Origin of the sequence: Bacillus sp. FJAT-44742 (genome assembly GCF_002797315.1) — a bacterium.
GTDB lineage: Bacteria > Bacillota > Bacilli > Bacillales > Marinococcaceae > Thalassorhabdus > Thalassorhabdus alkalitolerans.
In genome coordinates this window covers 1765424-1786490 of the sequence record NZ_KZ454936.1, presented here as the reverse complement: position 1 = coordinate 1786490, position 21067 = coordinate 1765424, and the positions used below count along the sequence as shown (strand labels likewise).

At 38.4% G+C, this 21067-nt stretch carries 18 protein-coding genes; 9 read left to right on the top strand and 9 right to left on the bottom strand.

Annotation, left to right across the window (positions count from 1 at the left end; all coding sequences use genetic code 11):
• The first annotated feature begins 34 nt into the window (after positions 1 to 34).
• Positions 35 to 1396: an acetyl-CoA carboxylase biotin carboxylase subunit gene (gene accC / locus CEF17_RS08795; protein WP_100399204.1), complete on the top strand. Its 1362-nt coding sequence runs from the start codon at positions 35 to 37 to the stop codon at positions 1394 to 1396.
• Here accC and CEF17_RS08790 read toward each other — a convergent pair.
• Positions 1386 to 2150 (bottom strand): IclR family transcriptional regulator, encoded by a 765-nt coding sequence (locus tag CEF17_RS08790; protein ID WP_100399203.1) that lies wholly within the window; start codon positions 2148 to 2150, stop codon positions 1386 to 1388. The two genes, accC and CEF17_RS08790, sit on opposite strands and share 11 nt — an antisense overlap.
• A gap of 188 nt (positions 2151 to 2338) precedes the next feature.
• Here CEF17_RS08790 and CEF17_RS08785 point away from each other — a divergent pair, with 188 nt between their 5' ends.
• The 4 genes from CEF17_RS08785 to CEF17_RS08770 all read left to right on the top strand — a co-directional run bounded on the left by CEF17_RS08785 (position 2339) and on the right by CEF17_RS08770 (position 10097).
• The gene (locus tag CEF17_RS08785) at positions 2339 to 3559 is read left to right on the top strand and encodes an NRAMP family divalent metal transporter (protein ID WP_100399202.1); all 1221 of its coding nucleotides are present in this window, start codon (positions 2339 to 2341) and stop codon (positions 3557 to 3559) included.
• A 199-nt stretch (positions 3560 to 3758) separates the two neighbouring features.
• A complete protein-coding gene (locus tag CEF17_RS08780; RefSeq protein WP_100399201.1) occupies positions 3759 to 6611 on the top strand; it encodes a PAS domain S-box protein in 2853 nt (950 codons plus the stop codon).
• A 711-nt stretch (positions 6612 to 7322) separates the two neighbouring features.
• Positions 7323 to 8282 carry a 2-hydroxyacid dehydrogenase gene (locus CEF17_RS08775; RefSeq protein ID WP_100399200.1) on the top strand — a complete coding sequence of 320 codons (960 nt, stop codon included), beginning with the start codon at positions 7323 to 7325 and terminating at the stop codon, positions 8280 to 8282.
• A gap of 1017 nt (positions 8283 to 9299) precedes the next feature.
• Positions 9300 to 10097: a ZinT family metal-binding protein gene (locus CEF17_RS08770; RefSeq protein WP_100399199.1), complete on the top strand. Its 798-nt coding sequence runs from the start codon at positions 9300 to 9302 to the stop codon at positions 10095 to 10097.
• 70 nt (positions 10098 to 10167) lie between these two features.
• Here CEF17_RS08770 and CEF17_RS08765 read toward each other — a convergent pair whose 3' ends face one another.
• Complete coding sequence (locus CEF17_RS08765; RefSeq protein ID WP_100399198.1) at positions 10168 to 11079, bottom strand: cation diffusion facilitator family transporter; 912 nt, start codon at positions 11077 to 11079, stop codon at positions 10168 to 10170.
• A gap of 13 nt (positions 11080 to 11092) precedes the next feature.
• Positions 11093 to 11689 (bottom strand): TetR/AcrR family transcriptional regulator, encoded by a 597-nt coding sequence (locus CEF17_RS08760; RefSeq protein ID WP_232725473.1) that lies wholly within the window; start codon positions 11687 to 11689, stop codon positions 11093 to 11095.
• A gap of 366 nt (positions 11690 to 12055) precedes the next feature.
• Between CEF17_RS08760 and CEF17_RS08755 the strand changes: the two genes are divergently transcribed.
• Positions 12056 to 12751 (top strand): DUF2306 domain-containing protein, encoded by a 696-nt coding sequence (locus CEF17_RS08755; protein WP_100399196.1) that lies wholly within the window; start codon positions 12056 to 12058, stop codon positions 12749 to 12751.
• Between the two features lie 170 nt (positions 12752 to 12921).
• On the opposite strand, the gene CEF17_RS08750 is transcribed toward CEF17_RS08755, so the two are convergent.
• The 4 genes from CEF17_RS08750 to CEF17_RS08740 all read right to left on the bottom strand — a co-directional run bounded on the left by CEF17_RS08750 (position 12922) and on the right by CEF17_RS08740 (position 14986).
• Positions 12922 to 13269 (bottom strand): hypothetical protein, encoded by a 348-nt coding sequence (locus tag CEF17_RS08750; RefSeq protein ID WP_100399195.1) that lies wholly within the window; start codon positions 13267 to 13269, stop codon positions 12922 to 12924.
• Entirely contained in the window at positions 13260 to 13439 is a 180-nt protein-coding gene (locus CEF17_RS21040) for a transposase family protein (RefSeq protein WP_157842992.1), read from the bottom strand. The genes CEF17_RS08750 and CEF17_RS21040 overlap by 10 nt, the downstream gene beginning before the upstream one ends.
• A gap of 560 nt (positions 13440 to 13999) precedes the next feature.
• Positions 14000 to 14200 (bottom strand): cold-shock protein, encoded by a 201-nt coding sequence (locus CEF17_RS08745; protein WP_100399194.1) that lies wholly within the window; start codon positions 14198 to 14200, stop codon positions 14000 to 14002.
• A 495-nt stretch (positions 14201 to 14695) separates the two neighbouring features.
• Positions 14696 to 14986: a hypothetical protein gene (locus tag CEF17_RS08740; RefSeq protein ID WP_100399193.1), complete on the bottom strand. Its 291-nt coding sequence runs from the start codon at positions 14984 to 14986 to the stop codon at positions 14696 to 14698.
• A gap of 486 nt (positions 14987 to 15472) precedes the next feature.
• Here CEF17_RS08740 and CEF17_RS08735 point away from each other — a divergent pair, with 486 nt between their 5' ends.
• Both CEF17_RS08735 and CEF17_RS08730 read left to right on the top strand, forming a co-directional pair.
• Positions 15473 to 16393, top strand: coding sequence for a LysR family transcriptional regulator (locus tag CEF17_RS08735; protein WP_100399192.1), 921 nt, complete (start codon positions 15473 to 15475; stop codon positions 16391 to 16393).
• 94 nt (positions 16394 to 16487) lie between these two features.
• On the top strand, positions 16488 to 17540 hold the full coding sequence (locus tag CEF17_RS08730) for a homocysteine S-methyltransferase family protein (protein ID WP_100399191.1): 1053 nt from the start codon (positions 16488 to 16490) through the stop codon (positions 17538 to 17540).
• Positions 17541 to 18397: 857 nt separating this feature from the next.
• On the opposite strand, the gene CEF17_RS08720 is transcribed toward CEF17_RS08730, so the two are convergent.
• Complete coding sequence (locus tag CEF17_RS08720; protein WP_198508933.1) at positions 18398 to 18661, bottom strand: methyltransferase family protein; 264 nt, start codon at positions 18659 to 18661, stop codon at positions 18398 to 18400.
• A gap of 515 nt (positions 18662 to 19176) precedes the next feature.
• Between CEF17_RS08720 and CEF17_RS08710 the strand changes: the two genes are divergently transcribed.
• Positions 19177 to 19881, top strand: coding sequence for a CPBP family intramembrane glutamic endopeptidase (locus CEF17_RS08710; protein ID WP_100399188.1), 705 nt, complete (start codon positions 19177 to 19179; stop codon positions 19879 to 19881).
• Here CEF17_RS08710 and CEF17_RS08705 read toward each other — a convergent pair.
• Entirely contained in the window at positions 19859 to 20572 is a 714-nt protein-coding gene (locus CEF17_RS08705) for a MerR family transcriptional regulator (RefSeq protein ID WP_232725472.1), read from the bottom strand. The two genes, CEF17_RS08710 and CEF17_RS08705, sit on opposite strands and share 23 nt — an antisense overlap.
• Positions 20573 to 21067: the final 495 nt, after the last annotated feature.

Genomic DNA, 21067 nt, shown 5'->3' with positions numbered 1-21067 from the left:
CACTGTAACTAAGAAGCAGAAAAAGGGGGATTATATGTTTAAGAAAATACTAGTTGCTAATCGAGGAGAAATTGCAATTCGCATCATCAGGGCCTGCAAGGAAATGAACATCCAGAGTGTAGCTGTTTATTCTGAAACAGATAAGGATGCACTCCATGTGAAAACAGCAGATGAAGCCTATTGCATTGGACCCGCACAAGCTTCTGAAAGTTATTTGCATATGGAAAATATCATAAGTGCCGCATTATTATCCAATGCCGATGCTATTCACCCGGGATATGGATTTCTGTCAGAACAGCCCAAGTTCGTAGAGCTATGTGAAGCTGTGAACCTTACCTTTATCGGACCTTCCTCAGAAGCGATACGCAAAATGGGCGAAAAAGCCGAAGCCAGAAAGACAATGAAAAGTGCAGGCGTGCCTACGGTACCAGGAACAGAAGGGGTGATCGAAGAGCTTGAAGAGGTCCGAACCATAGCTGAAAAAATCGGCTACCCTGTTATAGCCAAGGCAAGTGCAGGCGGCGGGGGAAAAGGGATGCGAAAAGCAGATAATAAAGAAAGCCTCGAAAAAGCTGTACGGCAAGCACAAAATGAAGCAAAATCTATATTTGGTGATGGAGGAGTCTACGTAGAAAAATTTATTGAAGAACCAAGGCACATTGAGGTACAGCTATTAGCTGACCGGCACGGAAATGTCGTTCACTTGGGTGAGAGAGACTGCTCCATACAAAGACGCCACCAAAAACTTATTGAGGAGGCACCTTCACCGGCTTTGAACCTTGAACTAAGGGAAAAGATGGGGGAAGCATCTATTAAGGCTGCTAAAGCAGTGAATTATTGCGGGGCAGGCACTGTGGAATTTCTGTTAGACAAGCATAATCGGTTCTATTTTATGGAAATGAATACAAGAATTCAGGTTGAACATCCTGTAACAGAGATGGTTACAAGGGTAGATATTGTGAAGGAGCAGATTTCTGTGGCCGCAGGTGAACCCCTTTCTTTTACCCAGGAAGAAGTTATTCTAGACGGACATTCGATTGAATGTAGAATCAATGCTGAAGATCCGGAAAAGAATTTCAGACCTTCCCCTGGAGAGATCACTGAATTTGCTCCTCCGCAAGGATTTGGTATGAGGATAGATACGGCTGTCTACAAGGGATACGAGATCACGCCTTTTTATGATTCAATGGTTGCTAAGCTGATTGTGTGGGGTAAAACGAGAGAAGAAGCGATCAGCCGGATGAAGCGAGGGCTTACAGACTTGAAAATAGGTAATATCCAAACGACCATTCCTTTACACTTACAGATAATAGAAAATTCTCAATTTCAAACCGGTGCCTTTGACACAAGCTTCATGGAACATTTCTTAGATCAAGGGAGCTCTGTTAAAAAGTAAAAGACTGCCAACCAAGGTTTTTAGAAATAGTGTTCCCTGCTTCCTTTGCTTTGTTTATATAAAAAGGGAATTGATCTTTTTGAAAACGGGTTTCAGGCCCAGCTATACTTACCCCACCTACTATTGAATTCTTGTAGTCAAAAATGGGTGCCGCAACTGAAACGGTATCGTTTTCTAACTCAGAGAAGCTAATAGTATAGCCATCGATACGAGAGCGGTGCAATGATTGGAGCAATTTTTCTTTGCTGGTGATCGTTCCTGAGGCAAAAGGAATCAAATTTGCTTTCTCAATATAAGCTTGTTGCTCAGTTTCTTCTGTATAGGCCAGGATGATTCTAGGGCAAGCTCCGGCATACAGAGGAGATCGTCTTCCAATCTTAGTGTAAAGGCGAACAGGGTGACTTGCTTCAAGTTTTTCTACATAGATGGCTTCCAACTGGTCTTTTACGACCAGATTGATGGCTTCCCCGGTTTCACGATTGACTTTTTGCATAACAGGTAAGGCCGCTTTACGTATATCCAGACGTTCGGACACAAGCTGGCCAAACTCAAGAAAAAGCATGCCAAGAGAGTACCTTCCGTCCTTTTCCTTTTGTAGAAAGCCCATTTCTAGCAGGGCTCCGACCATGCGGTGGGCAGAGGTTTTAGGAATACCGGAAAGCTTTACCATCTCCTGCAACGTTAATTCTTCATGTTGCCGAAAGAGAGTAAGCAGTGCCATTGACTTTGTGACAGTTTTGTTTTGATTTTGCATGATAACTCCTCCAAGCTTGGTATGTATTTAGGTTCAGTTCTTTAGCTTGAGGGCGTTTTCTTAAATCTAAGAAAAAGCAAGCTGTTACCCTTAGTATACAAAACAACTCTATTTTCGTCTAAACCACTTAAAAACGTTTTTTGGTGGATACGTTTAATCGATTATAGTAGTAAGGAAGGAGAAATAAAATGGCGAATACTCCGCTTACGGAGAAAGGATTAACTCCAAAAGAAAGAATTAGGGCTTTAACGGGGGCAGCATTTTTGATGGCTACTTCTGCTATTGGACCCGGCTTCTTAACTCAAACAGCTGTGTTTACAGAACAGCTTTTAGCAAGTTTTGCTTTTGTAATCTTAGTGTCTATTATCCTCGATATCGGCGCTCAAATGAATATATGGAGGATTATTGCTGTCACAAAAATGAGAGGGCAGGAAATTGCGAATGCTGTCTTACCTGGATTAGGTTATGTCGTTGCATTTTTTATTGTTTTGGGAGGTCTTGCCTTTAACATTGGAAATGTAGCAGGGGGAGGGCTGGGAGTGAACGCTCTTCTTGGTTTGGATACAAGAGTTGGAGCTATAATGACCGGTGTGATATGTATTGCTATTTTCCTCTTAAAAGAAGCAAACGCGGCAATGGATCAAATTGTACGTTATTTAGGTGCACTGATGATACTTTTTACTGCTTATATTATGTTTGGGAGCAACCCGCCATATGGGGAGGCGGCCTTACGTTCGGTGGCCCCTCTGGAGGTAGACTTTCTTGCTATTGTTACCATCGTGGGTGGGACAGTAGGAGGATATATAACGTTTGCCGGAGGACATAGGTTATTAGATGCGGGGATCACTGGCAAGGAAAATTTAAAGTATGTGACAAACACGGCGATCTCCGGCATTATTGTTGCTTCTATCATGAGAACTATTCTATTTTTGGCAGTTCTTGGAGTTGTGTCTGCTGGATTTGCTTTAAATCAGGATAATCCAACAGCTTCTGTTTTCCAAATTGCAGCGGGTGAAATCGGCTTCCGTATATTTGGATTAGTGCTGTTTGCAGCCGGAATTACCTCGGTCATAGGAGCGGCTTATACATCTGTTTCCTTCTTAACTACTTTTCATGAGAGCATTGAAAAATATAAAAACTATTGGACTGTGGGCTTTATTGTATTTTCAACAGGAGTCTTTGCCATGATCGGTCAGCCTGTAATGCTTCTTGTTCTGGCAGGGGCGTTCAATGGATTAATCCTTCCCCTTACCTTAGGGTGTATCCTTTTGGCAGCCCACCGCTCAACCATTGTTGGGAGCTATAAGCATCCAGTCTGGATGACCGTTTTTGGAGGTATTATTGTTGTATTAACTGCTTATTTAGGGGTGCGTACTCTCCTGCAAACATTCCCACAATTATTTTCATAATGAATTTTTAAAACCCAATTGTCTGGTATGACAATTGGGTTTATTGTACGTGGAAGAAAATCATTAAGTATGAGGCTCATTATTTTCCGCTTTAAATACTCCTTACATTAAACCCAGATTACAAATTTTATATCTATAAAGTTTGGTATAATTCCATTAGTCTAGATTAAGTGGGGCATTTTGCCTCAGGAGGAGATAAGTGGTGTGCGTGAAGGAACTATATGATAAAGTGAGTATCCCTCTTTTTATCACTACTTTAGAGGGAGCCATAAAGTTTGTTAACGAAAAAGGGAAAAACGCTTTTCAGACCGAGGATTTTGGAAGAAATATCTTTTCTTATATACCTAACAAACAAGTCAAAAGGATAAAAATGTTCCTTGATACCTTATATAAAAAAGAGAGTTTTGGGAATCAAATATCTCTCGAGGTAGAGGCTTTATTCGCAGACCGAAGTCTAAATGGAGAAGTAAGCCTGTTAGATTCGACTCATTTGTTGTTTCAGTTTCCAAGGTTTAACGATCAAGTCTCTTCACCCCAGGAAACTTATAAAGCAATTATTCATATGATAGCAAAGAATGCACCACTTTCCGACATTATAGCGTCAGTGCGAAGCTCTATTGAAAGCTATATAGGTCTGGAAGGTTCTTCTATTTATGTGATAGAGCATGAGAGGAGGGCTCCTCTTTCAGCCAGTAACGATATATTTCCTGCTATTGAACAAGATCATGATGTTTCTGGCCCGGATCTTAAGTCTTCTTATGTCGTCCCTCTGCATATAAACGGGGATTTGGCTGGTGAATTAATATGCGTTCTTCCTTCATATATTTCATTTTCAAACGATAAAAAAGATTTTCTAACAACATGCGCTGACTTGCTTAGTTTTGCTCTGGACAAAAAGAGCCGAGAAAAACAAGTAGAAGCCAGATTCCTCCCTGAACATGCTGGCGATGCTGGATGCGTCCTGGATGCAAAAGGAACAATTCAGTATGCTACACCTTCCAATACTTCCATATTAGGTTATGAAGTCGAGGAAGTAGAAGGCACGAGTACATTTGATTTGCTGCATCCAGATGATGTGTCGTTTGCCATGCAGGTGTTTGAAGAAGCGGTTCTCACAAAAAAAGAACAGAAGGTAGAACTTAGGTATCGTAGAAAGGATAACCGTTACATTGATCTTGCCTTAACAATAAAATCTGTAGTTGAGGATCGGAACCAGGTTTCCAGAATGGTAGTGACAGGACGAGACATTACAGAAAAAAAGCAAGCGAGAAGAAGGTTGGAGGAAATTGAGCAGCGGTATAAGTCTCTTTTTGAACATAGCCCTTACCATGTCTTTTCTCTAGATTTAAAAGGAAGGGTTGTTTCAATGAATACACCATCGGACACCTTCCTTGGTTATCGAAAAGAGGAGTTGATCGGCCCTTATTCTCCTTGGATTCATCCCGATTATCTAGCTCACACCAATAAGCATTTTACACTTGCAGCTAATGGCACTCCACAGGCCTATGAAACAGTATGTCTAAATACAAAAGGAGAGGAAGTGTATTTCAAGGTAACGAATATTCCGGTAAAAGTAGAGGAGAGAGTAGTGTCAGTTTATGGGATGTTGGAAGACATCACAGAAAAGAAGAAAGCTCAAAAGAAGATCGAAGACAGGGAGGAAAAACTTTCTTCGTTACTGAATGCCATGCCTGAATTTGTGCTTTTTAAAAACAAAAGAGACAAACTGATCGAAATGAATGACTCGGCAAGAGTACTGTTTGGAATGAAAAGGGAAAAGGAGTCAGAATTAGTAAGCAGAAAACCTATGTATAACTTATCTCTCATCTCCTCCTCTAAAGATGAAGTCGCCTGGAAGCAAAAAGGAATTCTTCAATATGAACAAAATGTCAATCACCCTAACGGAGAAGTGAGAACTTTTGAAATAGTAAAAGCCCCGCAATTTAGTAATCTTGGAGACCGAAAGTATTTGGTAACCATTGGACGGGATATTACAAGACGTCAAGAAATGGAAGCAGAGCTCCAAGAAACAAAAGAGCAGCTGTGGGCGTTATTTACTCATAGTGCCGATGCGATATCCATTCTTACGCTTGAGGGAGACTTGTTAAAAGCAAACCCGGCGTTTTACAGCCTGTACGGATTCTGTGACAAGGATAAGATTAATGTTTTTGATGATTTGGCACCAGGAGAATTATATCAGGAGACAAAACAGGCATTACAAAAGGTGAAAAATGGAGAAGAGGTTATAGACTATCAAACTCTGAGAAGAAGAAAAGACGGAGATGTATTTGATGTAAGTATCACATTTTCTCCCATCCAGAATAAAGATGGCCAGGTAACAGGGATATCAGCGATTTCTCGAGATATACATGAAAGAAAGAAAACGGAACAATTACTAAGAAGGTCGGAAAAACTGTCCGCGCTTGGTCAGCTAGCTGCAGCGGTGGCCCATGAAGTGAGAAATCCTATAACAACAGTGAAAGGGTTTACACAGCTTTTACAGGGGAAAGTAGAGTTTGAATATACGGATCTCATGCTTTCAGAACTAGACAGGGTAGAAATCATTATAAATGAATTTCTAACATTAGCTAAACCACAAGCTGTTCATTTTAAAGAAGAAGACGTGGCTGATGTTATTCATAACATTCTTGCTTTGGTCAAAACACAAGCAGCCATGCACAGCATAGAAATTCAAACCTATTTTCAACCGGATGTATTACCGATTTTTTGTGATTCAAACCAAATTAAACAAGTATTTCTGAATATATTAAAAAACGCTATTGAAGCGATGCCGAACGGTGGATTGTTGAAAATTGAAGCTAGAGAGTTCTCCTCGTATGTTGAAATTGAAATAGAAGATGATGGGATTGGAATCTCACCGGAGCGCATGAGAAAACTTGGTGAGCCATTTTACTCTAATAAAGAAAAAGGAACGGGACTGGGGTTAATGGTATGTTACAAAATCATTGAAGAGCATCATGGGGAGATTTACTTTGCTAGTGAAGAAGGAAAAGGAACAACTGTAACAATAAGATTGCCAAGAGAAAAATGAAATTCCTATGTTTACAGGCAAGGAAACCGTTCTGGTTGGTCTTCGGCTAGAATTCAAAAAAGTTCCGATGAAGAATGAACTCTCTTTGGAGTTGTAAAATGATGAAGAGAGCAGACTCATACTTGTTATCCTTTCTTACTCTTTGATTAAATAAATATATATGAGCAATAGGAGGAATTGATCTCGAAGTAAAAAACTGCAATTTTTGTTTTATGAATCTTTGGTGTATCAGTAGCTGCTGTAAGAAGGAGCCGGGTGTGTAGTACAATAGGAATACCCAAAAAAAATGGATAATTATCCTCTTATGTTCATACTCATCTCCTTGTATTATTGGACCCAAGTATTAATGTAGAATTGATTATAGTGGCGATTGTGTCCCTTCTGAACCACCGTAGGGACCTTTCCTTATCAATCGAAAAAAACAACCACCAGAATCATCCGATGGCTGCAAAAGGAGGTTCTCCGAACAATAAATAAGAAGTGATACTCAGCATCAGCAAATGACTCATTAAGGACTTATCATTTGCTTAAAGAACTTTTTCCTTTTTTGCAAAGAGTTAAAACCAAATGGTTACAAAACAGGATAAAACTCCTAGAGATAGAATTTTTTAGAATTTTCAATACATATGATCTATTCTCTGTTGCAAGTTAAATAAGGAAACAGTAATTTGATAGAATACACCCCTACATTAACGTAAAGGAAGTGAAGTCGTGAAACCAAAAGTCATTGTCTATAACCGTATTCCCGAAGATTTGATGGAAAAGCTAAGCTCTTTCTGCGATACATATCAATGTTCTCCAGAGAGCAAAGAGTTTTTTCACCACCTGCCTAGTGCAAAGGGTATGATAGGTTCAGGATACAATATTGATAAAAAATTACTAGATAAGGCTCCTGAATTAAAAATTGTTTCCAATGTATCTGTTGGATACAATAACTTGAATATCGAGGAATTAACAAAAAGAGGAATTATGGCGACGAATACACCAGATGTTTTAACTGAAACCACTGCTGACACAATTTTTGGTTTACTTCTTGCTACCGCTAGAAGAATGCCTGAACTTGATCGTTACGTAAAAGCTGGAAAGTGGGAGGCTTCTATTACAGAAGAATTATTTGGTAATGACGTTCATCATAAAACATTAGGAATGATAGGAATGGGCAGGATTGGCGCTGCAGTAGCAGAGCGAGCTCATTTTGGCTTTAAAATGAACATTCTTTATCATAATCGTACAAGAAAGCCAAGCATGGAAAATAGGCTGGATGCCTCCTATGTTTCCCTGGATCATCTGTTACAGAACTCTGATTTCGTTTGTGTAATGGTTCCACTGACTCCTGAAACTGCTAATCTAATCGGGGAAAGAGAATTTAAACTCATGAAAAAAAGTGCAATCTTTATTAATGGCTCTCGAGGAAAGGTAGTTAAGGAAGAGGATCTAATAAAAGCCCTCGGGGATAAGGAAATATTGGCTGCTGGCTTAGATGTATATAGGGAAGAGCCGATTGACACAGAGAGTCCTTTGTTACGAATGGATCACTGTGTTACGTTGCCGCATATTGGTTCAGCGACAGCAGAAACCAGGTACAAAATGGCTGAGCTTGCGGTGGAAAATTTAATTCAAGGGTTACAAGGGAACAAGCCGCCTAGTTTAATTAATGATGTTATTGTCTAATAAAGTTTTACCCTAGAATTTTAATGACAAGCGGTGTTAGGTAATGGGGGCCTATGCTCAAAAAATTAAGGTTCTCAAGGGTTCCGTAATTGTATAAATTAGTCTGAACAAGAGAAAACTCATAGCTATGCAACGCCACGGAGGATAAAAGCCCGGGAGGTTACTGTAAAAGTACCTCCTTGGCTTTTTTCATTTTGTGAATTATTAGAAGGTAATTCATTTGCTTTATTATATAGCTTGATTACTGCATTGGCTTTAGGTTGAAGAATTGAAGACTTTATCGCCGCTCTGATTTCAAAACGAGTATCAACACTATTTCAGAAGGCATGTGGACTGTTTTCTTTACTATGACACGTTCATTTATCGCTGTAGCTATAAGATATTACTATTCAGGCGTGAAAATGGTCGAATGGAAAATACTACCTGGCTTTGGGAGTAGGGTTTTTTACAGACATTTGCTGCAATCACGTATGTACTCGGTGTTAATATGGGACTGTTGTCAATTGTGGCTCATGCGGGAGCACACTCTCCATTTTCCTTTGTGCTAGATTGCTCATTAAAGAAAGTTTATGTAGAACCCAAAATCGCAACGTTTTCCAGCTAGTGAGGGGTAACAATTTTAGTTTTTAACACGTAAGTTTTTCATTCCATAAAACCAATAATTTTCCCTCATTAGAGGGATGTGAGTGTTTATCAAGGCATCAGAAAAAAGGCCTGTATCTGATAGTCTTATAAGGAAAGCATAGTTGTTGTTGGTGAAATCCAATACCTTACCAACTGAAAAAAAGTTTTAATATCTGTTTACACTCCAGGCATAAGTATATATAATAAATTACAAATCGTAATGATTACGCTTTTAATCGTGTTATACAAAGAGTTGCCCCTGCGACACGCCAAAAGAATGAATGCAAATTAGGGAAAAGGAGGTTATTGGAAAATTGCTTGTTTACTTATCGCCTTGAAAACAATAGTCTGGGCTGTAAATCGTAATTATTACACTTTGAAAAGGAGTCAATTATGAAAAAATCATTAATCAAATGGTCAAGTATTGCAGCAATGAGTACTTTATTAGTGGCTTGCCAAGAGGCTGAAACCAGTCAGGAGGCTGCTGAAGAAGAGGAAGAACAGGCAGAAGAAAGTGAATTGGAAGAAAACGAAGAGGAAGAAGTACATAGTAATGAAGACGAAGAACACAACCATGAAGAAAGCAGTCATGACCACGACCATGATGAAGAAGGTCACGACCATGACCATGCCCATACCCATGATGAAGACAGTCAGAGAATATATGATGGATATTTTGAGGACGAGGAGGTTGAAGATCGAGATTTATCCGATTGGGAAGGTGAATGGCAGTCTGTTTACCCATACTTGCAAGATGGAGAATTAGATGAAGTGTTTGAACATAAGGCTGAAGAGAATGAGGAGATGACAGAGGAGGAATATAAGGAATACTATGAGGAAGGTTACGAGACTGATGTTCATCATATCGTGATTGAAGATAATACTGTTACTTTCTTTGAGGACGAAGAAGAGTATTCCGGTGAATATACCTATGATGGATATGAGATTCTTACTTATGAAGCTGGTAACCGGGGAGTAAGGTTCATATTTGAACTAACAGAGGAAAATGAAGCCATGCCTCAGTTCATTCAGTTTAGTGACCATAACATCTTTCCTACGGACTCTGACCATTTCCATTTATATTGGGGAGATGATCGGGAAGAGCTACTAGACAATGTAACAAACTGGCCTACTTACTATCCTTCTGAGTTAGATAGTAAGGATATTGTTCATGAAATGATCGCTCATTAATAATTAGGAAGGAGAGTACATTTATGTATGTGCACTCCTTCCTTTTATTGTGATCCCGTTCAGTCTTCAATCAGCCATTGATCCATTTTCGATCGTTAGTAAAAGATACGGTCAACCATTTTTTATATTGTAAATCGTTAGTACGGTTATTAATTTCCTCTCGAATTAAATCCTGTTCTGCGACAGTTTTTACTTTGGATTGCTCATTTAGAATAAAATCAACTTCGATGAAAAGTTTACTTCCTACCTTTGACATTCGAAGCACGGAATCTTCTATTTGATAGTGAGCCTGGATGGAATGGATCACAGCTTTACATTTCTTTTCAATCAATTGGTCCGGTGCCATTTCTAGTACTTCTTTTAAAGCTTTTGTGATTTCTACCACTGGCACCTTCAAGAAGTAACCAGCAGAAATGAGTACCATAAGCGGATCAATATAAGGAGTTAAAAACGTAAATTGAGTGTAAGACAGAAGTGCAGCAATGAAAAACCCAATTAGAACAGCTGCACTGAGTATCGTGTCCATTCTCCATTGATTAGCTTCTGCTTGAATAAACCCTGATCCTTGCTTTTGTTTTTTGAGATACACAAAAATACCACAACATGCTATCGTGGATAAAACAGAATAAAGAAGAGCAAACCCCACGTTGGTTTCTCGACCACCTGAAAGCAGGGCATCCACTGCTGTTATTAATGCAACTAAACAAAGGAACAACATGACTGCGTATTTAATAATAATGACCAGAGGTTCAAGCATCTCCTTACCGAATGGAAACTTTTTCGTATCTCGCTTCTGAATAAAGTGTGCTGCAAATAATGACAAGAGACTCAGCATCACACTAATTAGAGAATATAGTCCGTCGAACATGATCATTTGTGAAGAAATCAGGTACCCTAAAACGATGCCAGTCACAGCAAACATGACCGCACCATAAACTGAAACTTTTAACAACTTCTTTTCCAATGCATAATAGGTATGCATCTTAACACCTCATCTAGGCTTTGTTTGATGATGGACAATCAGTCAATGCACTTCTGATAAACAGTAATACTTGGTTTTTACTTTTTTCCTTGCTCGTTTCACTTTGATTTGTTAAATAAAATGTCTCCGCTGAATTTTCTATTAAATTAATAATCATTTTAGCTAACGCATTTGAGTCAAAATTTGTGTGAATGAAACCATTTTCATTTGCTTGATAAATTCTTTTCTCAAGCCAGCTATAATAAGGCTGGTATATCTCTTCCCAACGTTCAAACGAATGGTAATAAGCAAGTCCGGAGTAACAAAATAAAATGAGTTCACGATACTCCTTCGTTATATCAAATGTAACTTCAACGATCATTTCAAGCGTATGAAAAATGGTTTCTTCTGCTTGGAAATTTTGTTTTATTTTCGAGAAAAGAGCTTGTAAAATCGTCTCGGCAATAGCCGGAACAACTGCGCTTTTAGAGTCAAAGTATAAATAAAATGTCCCTTGGGCAACACCTGCTTCTTTAACGATTTGAGATACTGATGCTTTCTCAAACCCTTTTTCTTTCATCACAGTAAGTGCTGCATTTACTAATAACTCATATTTACTATCTCGGTTCATTCTCAATCCTCCAAAGAGATATAGCTTGTAGTGACTGACTGTCAGTCATTATTGTATCATGCATGACAGATGTTGGCTACTTTCGTGTGCTTTTGGTTTTCAGATAATATAACTTGAATGAAAGCCATGTTGCTCATACTTCCATAAGGATAAAAATAAATAAAGCTAAAAATGTATGACGCCGAACATACTGGCAGTTACAAATATATGGTGTTATTGTCATGTAAACGAAGGGGGATAATAGTTGAATATGACATAAAGGGCATTGTTTATTATAAATAAAAGAAATAATCATACTTATAAAAGACAGAGAAGTTATAGTAAAGTAAATATCAGAGTTTAATCATGTAAGAAAGGGGATTTTAATTGGAGTACATATTTAGCCTTGCTCGTTGGATCCACATTTTTTCCGGGTTTGTAGCGCTGCTGATTTTTTGGCTTCCGCTAGTAACACGAAAAGGTGGAAAATTACATAGAGGAAGCGGGTTGCTTTTTGTTATTTCTATGGCAATTGTTTCGATAACAGCATTTTATATGGGAATTTACCTAATTTATTTCGATGCTGGCACTTCCATAGGTGACATACCGTTCTCATGGTTTCTAATTTTTATCTCAATTCTTAGTGGGGCAACCACATGGTATGGTGTCCGTGTCCTTCGGTTTAAAGGGAGAAGAATTTCACACCGCAATCCCGTTGATTTGTTGTTTCCGGTTTTGCTGATCACTTCAAGTATAGGTATCATGATATACGGTTGGGTGGTTGGTTTTCCATTACTTCAATACTTTCCGATTGTTGGTCTGTTCTTAGGCGGTACACAACTTAAATACTGGATTTCTATACCAAAAACAAGTTCTCACTGGGTTGTTGAACACATCATCGGGATGCTTTCCTCCTGTATAGCGGCAATCACGGCATTCACAGTGTTTGGTGCTCCAAGATTGCTGCAAGTCGAATCAGTTAACCTGCTCATGTGGTTTCTTCCGACTCTTGTTTTTGTTCCGCTCATTATAGTTTTAACGATTTATTATGGAAAAAAGTTTACTGGTGTGCACAAGGTCTAAACATAATCGCCTTTAGTAAACTATCGAGTAGTAAGAGTTGAAGATCCAGAATGCTGCAAATGCAGCTGATTTTAATGCTCGATAACTAGGAAATAATGGTAAGCTAAAGGGAGGTTTATTATTTCCGTTCACAAAAAGGGGGGTTCATTTGAGCAGCTTCACGAAGGAATTTATAGAGATTGATGGTCATAAAAATGCGCTTTAGAACGGATGGAAATTAACGGTCCCAAGGACGAGGACGTACGTTCTTCTGCTATGAGGCGATTGAGTGTAGAACGAGAGCCTTTATACCCTTGATGACGACATTCTTTTTCAATATCATCTCCTGCTGCGTAGGCCTTTGAACCATCTCGAGTGACCAGCTCAATATAAGGATATTGTTGTAGCCATGTCTTTACATCTTCTTGTGTTCGTCTTACAAACAAATCAATAGGACAACATTTCTCTAAATCAATCACAAGGGTGCCATAGGTAGAGCGTTTACGAATGGCGAACAGGAGGGATGAGCTCAAAACCATTTAATAGTGAGAATGATCAAGTATACCTTTTTTCCACTCATAGGCAAATCGGTAACGCGCCGCGAATAGCGACTGTGTTTTCGATGGGAACACTTGTGACAGGAAGGGTAATGTGCTGATGTCGATAAAACTTTCGTAACAACTTCTATCTCACGAGATTGTTCGGTCACAACACTTGCAGCCTATCATCTAAGTCAACAAAGTTGGTCACAGGTGTTTCGCTCCTTTTTTAGAAGATATTCCTAAATACTATCAATGGATAAACTCACCAAGTACCGGGTAATCATGAATTCTATTTAAATCATTCCTTCTTCCCCCTAAAGTGCTCAGTTAGTTGACAACCACACTCTTTACTAATACGTTCTTTTACTTCCTGAAAAGTTCCTGAACCCCTGTTCACATCTCATTTTAACAGAAGAAAGGTGCCTGATTCACCATGCGCATTATCCTACTTAAAGTTTATTAGGTTTTTTGACGAAAACATGGTATGCTCTATCTAACCATTTTAATACCTGTTTCATGTTGTTTCTGTGGCTGGCTAAAATGCCTAATCCATTAATTACGAAAATATAGACTTTCTCTTAACATTGGTCTATTTTTAAGTTTTGATTAGGATCGGGCATTAATAGTCAGCTTTTTTGATACATATTCCTTAACTATAGATTCAGCTTGCAGCGAACAGTCACAATAAGAAAACAAAAAAGGACTCTATAAAAGAGTCCTTTAATAATTATGCCTTGTTTACGTTAGTAGCTTGAGGTCCACGTTGACCTTGCTCAACGTCAAAAGTAACTGTTTGACCTTCATCTAAAGTTTTAAACCCTTCACCTTGAATAGCTGAGAAATGTACGAATACATCGTCTCCACCTTCAACCTCGATGAATCCGAATCCCTTATCTGCGTTAAACCATTTTACTGTACCTTGTTGCATGTTTGTTTCCTCCTGTGTGGATCTTTTCCACTATTTAATACTATTATTGCTCAGTTTTCAAAGGAGAAAAGCTTATATACTAATTCTTTTCTTAGCTTATATACTAATTCTTTCCTTAAAGACACGAACAAAAATAATTCTTTTATATAATAACAATTAAAATTCATAAAGTCAAATTTTTTAATCATAGCCTCCTCTTGAAGACTTTCAAGGGGAAAACACCTTTTTTATTTTGAGGTATTCACCCAATAGGCCGATTCTTGGCTGGGATGGAGGGGAGACAAAAAACCTTCTTGAATTCAAGAAGGTTTTTCTTAGAGGGTTTAGATAAAAAATGAAAAGCCTTTGCAGGTCATCAATAAGGGAGAATATAAAATATATTCTCTAATATTATAATACACTTCATTTATAAATGGGAATGGTTCTCATTTGTCATTTTACTTTGTAGGTATTCCCATTATGATCAACTTATTATCCATTCATTATTACCTAATTTTATTGGAAGACGGCTCTAACTTGTACATTCTCCACTTGTTTGCGTGGGATGCCTCCACCATCTGCTAAGGGATCAAGTTGGTAACTCCAAGAATATGTCACATGCCACTCTTGAATATTCATCCTTTGAGCGTGTAAAGCATCAGCTACCCTTGAAGCTATAGAAAGAAGAGTTAACTTATTATCTATTATCAAATTCGCTTGTTGTAGAAACGGGAATACGAGCCACACGTTTTTTCTACACCCCCACCCCCTTGCTTGCGCTGATCGTTTTGCCGATTGAACAGACATAAAAACCCTCCTTGAAAATGTTTCACTAACGCCCCTATTTATGACTTTCTAGTGGTATATAGCGAAAAATAAAAAGAGCCTCTAAAAAACCACAAAAGTATTATCACGGTTTGCAAATTCTTGAAAGAAATTTAGATATTTAGAACTTGCTCTTCCTACTCTAACCATTTTCTTATTAAACAAGTCTGTTTGAACACTTGAAACCCTTGTTCCCACTGGATTTTTGGTTTGTTCACTTAGAGTGTACTCTGAGTTAACACGGGTATAAAAAAGAAGAGAATAATAAATGGTCACAAATGTTTAAAGACGCTGACCTACTAAAAGAAAAGTTATAAAGCTCATGCCTTAAAAACAGATCTGATATAATACCTAAAAAGGACGAGTGGTATGTATGTTTTTTATGTCCCCATACCGCTACATGCTGGAATTACATGGAGAAGAGCGAAGCCAACGCACCATCTCAAAACAAAGGTAGGAGGAGTTTAAGTGACATTGCAACAATTGAGATATGTGATTGAAGTGGCGAAGCAACGATCGATTAGTAAAGCTGCGCATCGATTGTTTATTAGTCAGCCGAGTCTGTCGAATTCGATTAAAGAATTGGAGAATGAACTGGGGATTGCGATTTTTTCTCGTACGAATAAGGGGATTGTTATTACGTCAGAGGGTTCGGAGTTTTTAGGTTACGCCAGGCAGGTGATTGAACAGACAGACTTGCTTGAAAACCGCTATGCCAATGCGACTCAATCCCCGCAGCAGCATTTCTCTGTATCTGCCCAGCACTATGCCTTTGCGGTCAGTGCGTTTGTGAAGCTGTTGAAAAATTATAATCGGGATGAATATGAGTTTACGTTACGAGAGACGAGGACGTATGAAATCATTGATGACGTAAAAAACCTTCGCAGTGAAATTGGGATTTTGTATGTAAATGATTTTAACCAACAGGTCATTCGGAAGTTTCTGAGAGAAGGAAATTTAACGTTTCATGAGCTATTTCAGGCCAAGCCGCATGTGTTCATCAGTTCAACTAATCCACTTGCGTCTCAGAAGTTTGTTACCTTAGCTGATTTGGATCCTTATCCGTATTTGTCATTTGAACAAGGGGACTATAATTCGTTTCATTTCTCCGAAGAGATATTAAGCACCATCTCAAGGCGCAAAAATATTCGTGTCAGTGACCGGGCCACGTTGTTTAACCTGCTGATAGGATTGAATGGATACACGATTTCCACAGGGGTAATCAGTTATGACATCAACGACGATGATATTGTGGCGGTGCCGCTTAAGGTGGATGAGAGCATTACAGTCGGGTATATTCAACATAAGAATGTGGCAAACAGCCCGCTGGCAACGATTTATATCAATTTCTTAAAGGAAACGATTGCCGAAGAACTACCTTTGCTATAGGTTAAAGCTATGACAAAGCATAGAATTTACGTGTTATGCTATACCATTATTCAATGCTACACTGACCCTACAATACTAAAGGAGAGGGTTAACAGTGGGGAAAAGAAGTTTAGAACAAAGATTAAACGAAGGCACAGTCGTTGTAGGCGAAGGATATTTATTTGAAATGGAGCGCAGAGGTTATTTACAGGCAGGATCGTTTGTACCAGAAGTAGCGCTGGAGCACCCGGAGGTTTTAAAGCAAGTATATCGAGATTACATGAATGCCGGTTCAGATGTGGTTTTAGCTTTCACCTATAATGCCCACCGTGAAAAAATGAGAATTATAGGTAAAGAACATTTACACGAGCCGTTAAACCGGAGTGCGATTCGTTTGGCGAAGGAAGTGGCGAAGGAACATCCTACAGAAGAAGCGTTAGTTGCAGGCAACATTTCGAATACGAATATTTTTGATTCGAAAGATGCTGATTCTGCGGAAGAAGTAAGAAGTATATTTGCAGAAATGGCCACGTGGTGTAAAGAAGAAGGCGTCGATTTTATAAATGCGGAAACTTTTTATTACCATGAAGAGGCTGTTATTGCGCTAGAGGAAATTCAAAAACAAGGTCTGCCGGCAGTAGTTACATTAGGACTGATGGGTGAAAATATACTGCGGGATGGTTATACCGTTGAAGAATCCTGTAAAATTCTTTCTGAGAAAGGTGCGTTAGTGGTTGGGATGAACTGTTTCCGCGGACCAAATACGATGCAGCCATACCTGAAGGGAATTAGAAATGAGGTAGAAGGATATGTCGGTGGATTGCCCATTCCATATCGCACGACAGAAGAACACCCTACGTTCTTCAACTTGCCCGATGGAGGATGCAGTTGTTCTTTGCCGACCGAAACCACGTTCCCGACATCCTTAGACCCTCTTTATCACAATCGATACGAATTAGCGGAATGGGCGAAAGAAGCAAAAGATATTGGTATTAATTATATTGGTCTTTGTTGCGGGGCCTCACCTGCGATGATAAGAGCAATAGCAGAAGCGATAGGATACGAAACCATTAATTCCAAATATTCACCGGATATGGAGAAACATTTCTTATTCGGGAAAGATAAAACGCTAAAGGATCATAATCTAAACTACAGTAAAAAAGCATAAGTCATAAGGTGATCATTGAAAGAGGGTAAGCAGGAAAGCGATAATAAATATGGCTTTACTCGGGCGCTTCTTATTTGAACAAAATGGATGCATTCTTCATTAACTGAAGCTGCATCCATTTTTAAGACTGGTAAGGTCTCCGCAAAAGCTGGTACAAAAGATTGCATACGTGGCAAAAAACGCCCGCCGTACTCACAATAGGATATGAAAAATTCTAAAAAGATCATTAAGGCTTTACGAAAAGAGGGTTTTGACGTGGATTATGAAGATTTCTGGGATTGATAAAAATCGATTTTCTGTGAGCTTTATATTCAAACTTTTCGGTAGTTTCAAAGGGATGCAAGTCATAAAAAAGAAAAACGCCCCAAAGGCGTTCAGGCTGTTGAGAAAGTCTCAAAAGCATTCCGTTGTTTTTCCTTTAAAATGCTCCGTTCTAATTCACTAAATCCACTCATGACTATTAGAAAGAATTTACCGGTAGGGGTCTTGTATCAATTCCCATATCCATGATGACAAGGTGAACGTTCTTTTCCTGCAGGTATTCCACTAAGTTCAATTGCAACTAATAATGAAGGTTATAAATACTGACCACGTTATCGTTTTTTTATAAAAGGATCGTAGAGGACAGCAATGCAATGGTTATGGATGTTGGAATCAAAGACAGTGCACTTATTGAAAGTGCTTTGAAACGGGCATATGCTACTGGACAGGATCTATACCCTATTACAATAGATAAATGCACATATTTCACTTCTTTCCTGGCGTCCATGGTGTACGTCTAGGGAACAATCTAGGTATGTTCCTTTTATACTCCCTGTAATCCTCTCCAAACTGTTTTTGAAGTTTAGGCTCTTCCCCTACAATAAATAAGTATAATTTACGATAGTAAAAAAGAGAAACCATAAAAATAAAGCAACGGAACCAAAAATAATTACTTCACCGAGTAATATGAATACCACTCCGCTTATCATAGGATTCCGAGTATATTGATACGCCCCGCTTACAACTAGTTTTCTTGGGGGATCCCATGGGGCTAATGTGCCTTTCCCTTTTGTTGCAAACTGAAAAATCGTTAAGGTGACGAGTAACAGCCCTAAAATCATAATTATTGTACCTATCAATACAACTAATATAGTAATAGGAGGTTTTATCCCCAACCGACAGAATTATGAAAGAAATATAATATTAGTGCAGGGATGATAACTGTAACATTAAGAGGTAAAAGTAATATTGACACGAAATGAGAAAGTACTGAAGATTGTTGGTTGGTTGCCACCATACACATTCCCGAAACCAACTTCCTGTAATGTTCTAGTCTCTCTTTTTTCTTTTATAATAATGAAATTACTATTATTGAAGATAACCGCCAAGGATTGGGGAAGGATTATATAGGCACAACCATTTAAGAATATAGAAGAATAGTTTTCATTGAAGTAACGGGTTAGCGTTAGTTCAAAAAGAGCAACCTCAGTGGTATTATGCTCTTTTTTTGTGTATTCCAGTGCAAGATTAATCTTAGTACCCATCAATATTACTTGACACGATTCCCATGAGAAGGTCTCACATTAAGGCATTAAAAAAGTTTGCAGGTTACGTAACGTCATCCTTTATTGTCTAAATAAGGGAGGGATATAAAATGAAAAATCATGATTGTTTCTTTGGGACATCACCGTGGAATTGGAAAATTGTAATAAAATTACTTATATTGGTACTAGTGCTGGTTCCTATTTTTATAGAATCTTTATTAAAGGGGTATCTAACAGAAGTATTACAAAATGATTTATATTCAGGAATATTGACAGGTTTTGTCATGGCTATCACCTTCATGTTCGGACTTTATTTTTTGGCCATAAAGCCAGAAAATCTTAGCTGGCAGGAAGTCGGATTGAGAGGATTTTCTCCAAGGTATTGGAAACCTATTGTTACATGGACATTCGCAATTATCGCAATAGCCTTAGTAATGATTATGGTTATAGAGCTATTCCTAGGTATTGGTTCGGAAAATAGTAAGACAGAAAGCCTACAGTCGAGAATGACACCTCTTAACTTCTTGATTGGGTTTGTATCAGCAGCCATTATTTCCCCTATATATGAAGAAATATTTTACCGAGGATTCCTTTACCGTTTCTTACGCAGCAAATACGGAGTACCTGTTAGCATGTTGGCTAGTTCATTTATTTTTATGACTGTACACATTCCAACTTACAATACCCTCTTATTAAATTTTGTATCCGGACTTATATTTGCCTGGACGTATGAAAAAACAGGGTCCATTGTTCCAGCAATGATTATACATGGGACAACGAATGGAATATTCATCATCCTAGTTGCCCTTGGGTGAAGGCATAAGCCTCTTCGAGAAAATCGATGATTTCCTGGTTGATCGGATACAGATTTAGTTGATTTGATAATTCTTGAGAACGGCGTACTCTCCAAAACTTATCCATTAGGTCTTGGTCCCCCTGAAAAGTCTCCTCTGAGAGAATCTCAATATCTTCTATAATAAGCTTAGCATGCGCTGAATCTGGGGAGATATTGTCTTGTATGCATACCTCAATTCGTCTAACAAGATTAATCCACCTTTTAATAGAGGGGGTATCCATCTCTAATTTGGGCAGACTTTCACGTAGTTTTTCTTGCTCGTCAGCAGAAAAAAATGAGCTCCAACTTCTTTTTTGTTTTGGAGGGACTACTAGGGAGATGAGATCTTCCCAATTAATCGTCCCCTCTATACTAAGAATGTTCAGTAATGAATTTGTATGTGCAATTGATTTTTGTATGTTAGATACTTGCTCTTCCAAATAGGATTTATGCACCATTAGAATACTCTCTGTGGATTGATCTTTGATTATCCTATTTATTTCTTCGAGTGGAAGCGCAAGAGATTTAAGCAACAGGACCTTTTGTAGAATTAGGCAGTCTTCCTCTGAATAGAACCGTTTGCCTCCCTCACCTAATTTAGAAGGACATACCAGGCCAATTTGATCATAATATCGAATGGTTCTAATGGATACATTGAAACGCTTTGCCAATTCCCCGCTTGTTATATACATAGTTCCTCCCTATACAAATATAAAGTGTCCCCCGATAGTAACTCCAGTTAAAGATTATCACTCTTCTTTATGTTTCTCTACTTTCTTCCAAAGTCCTATTCAAATATGTAGGGTAGTTATTGTTTATACTTTAAGTTTATCATCGTAGATTTCGATAGACGTCGGTATTGAAAGATGAGAGAGTATGATTTCCTGACTCTCTTTTTTTTAATTACATTCATCAACTCCACGCAAGGCACCATTGAAGTTTATTTCTTCATATCAATTCAGTAAGACAAACATCTTATCAAATTAGTTAGTAAGTAAAAGGGATACAGGTCAGGGTATTAAAACGATGAAAGAACTGACAAAGAATCGAGATACTGGGAAGGTTGCTAAAAAGAAAAAACTCTATTGACATATCAACAATGCAGGGATAAACTTTTGAAAGTAATTTATTTTAGTTTAGGAGGATTATTAAAAAATGTTACCTAG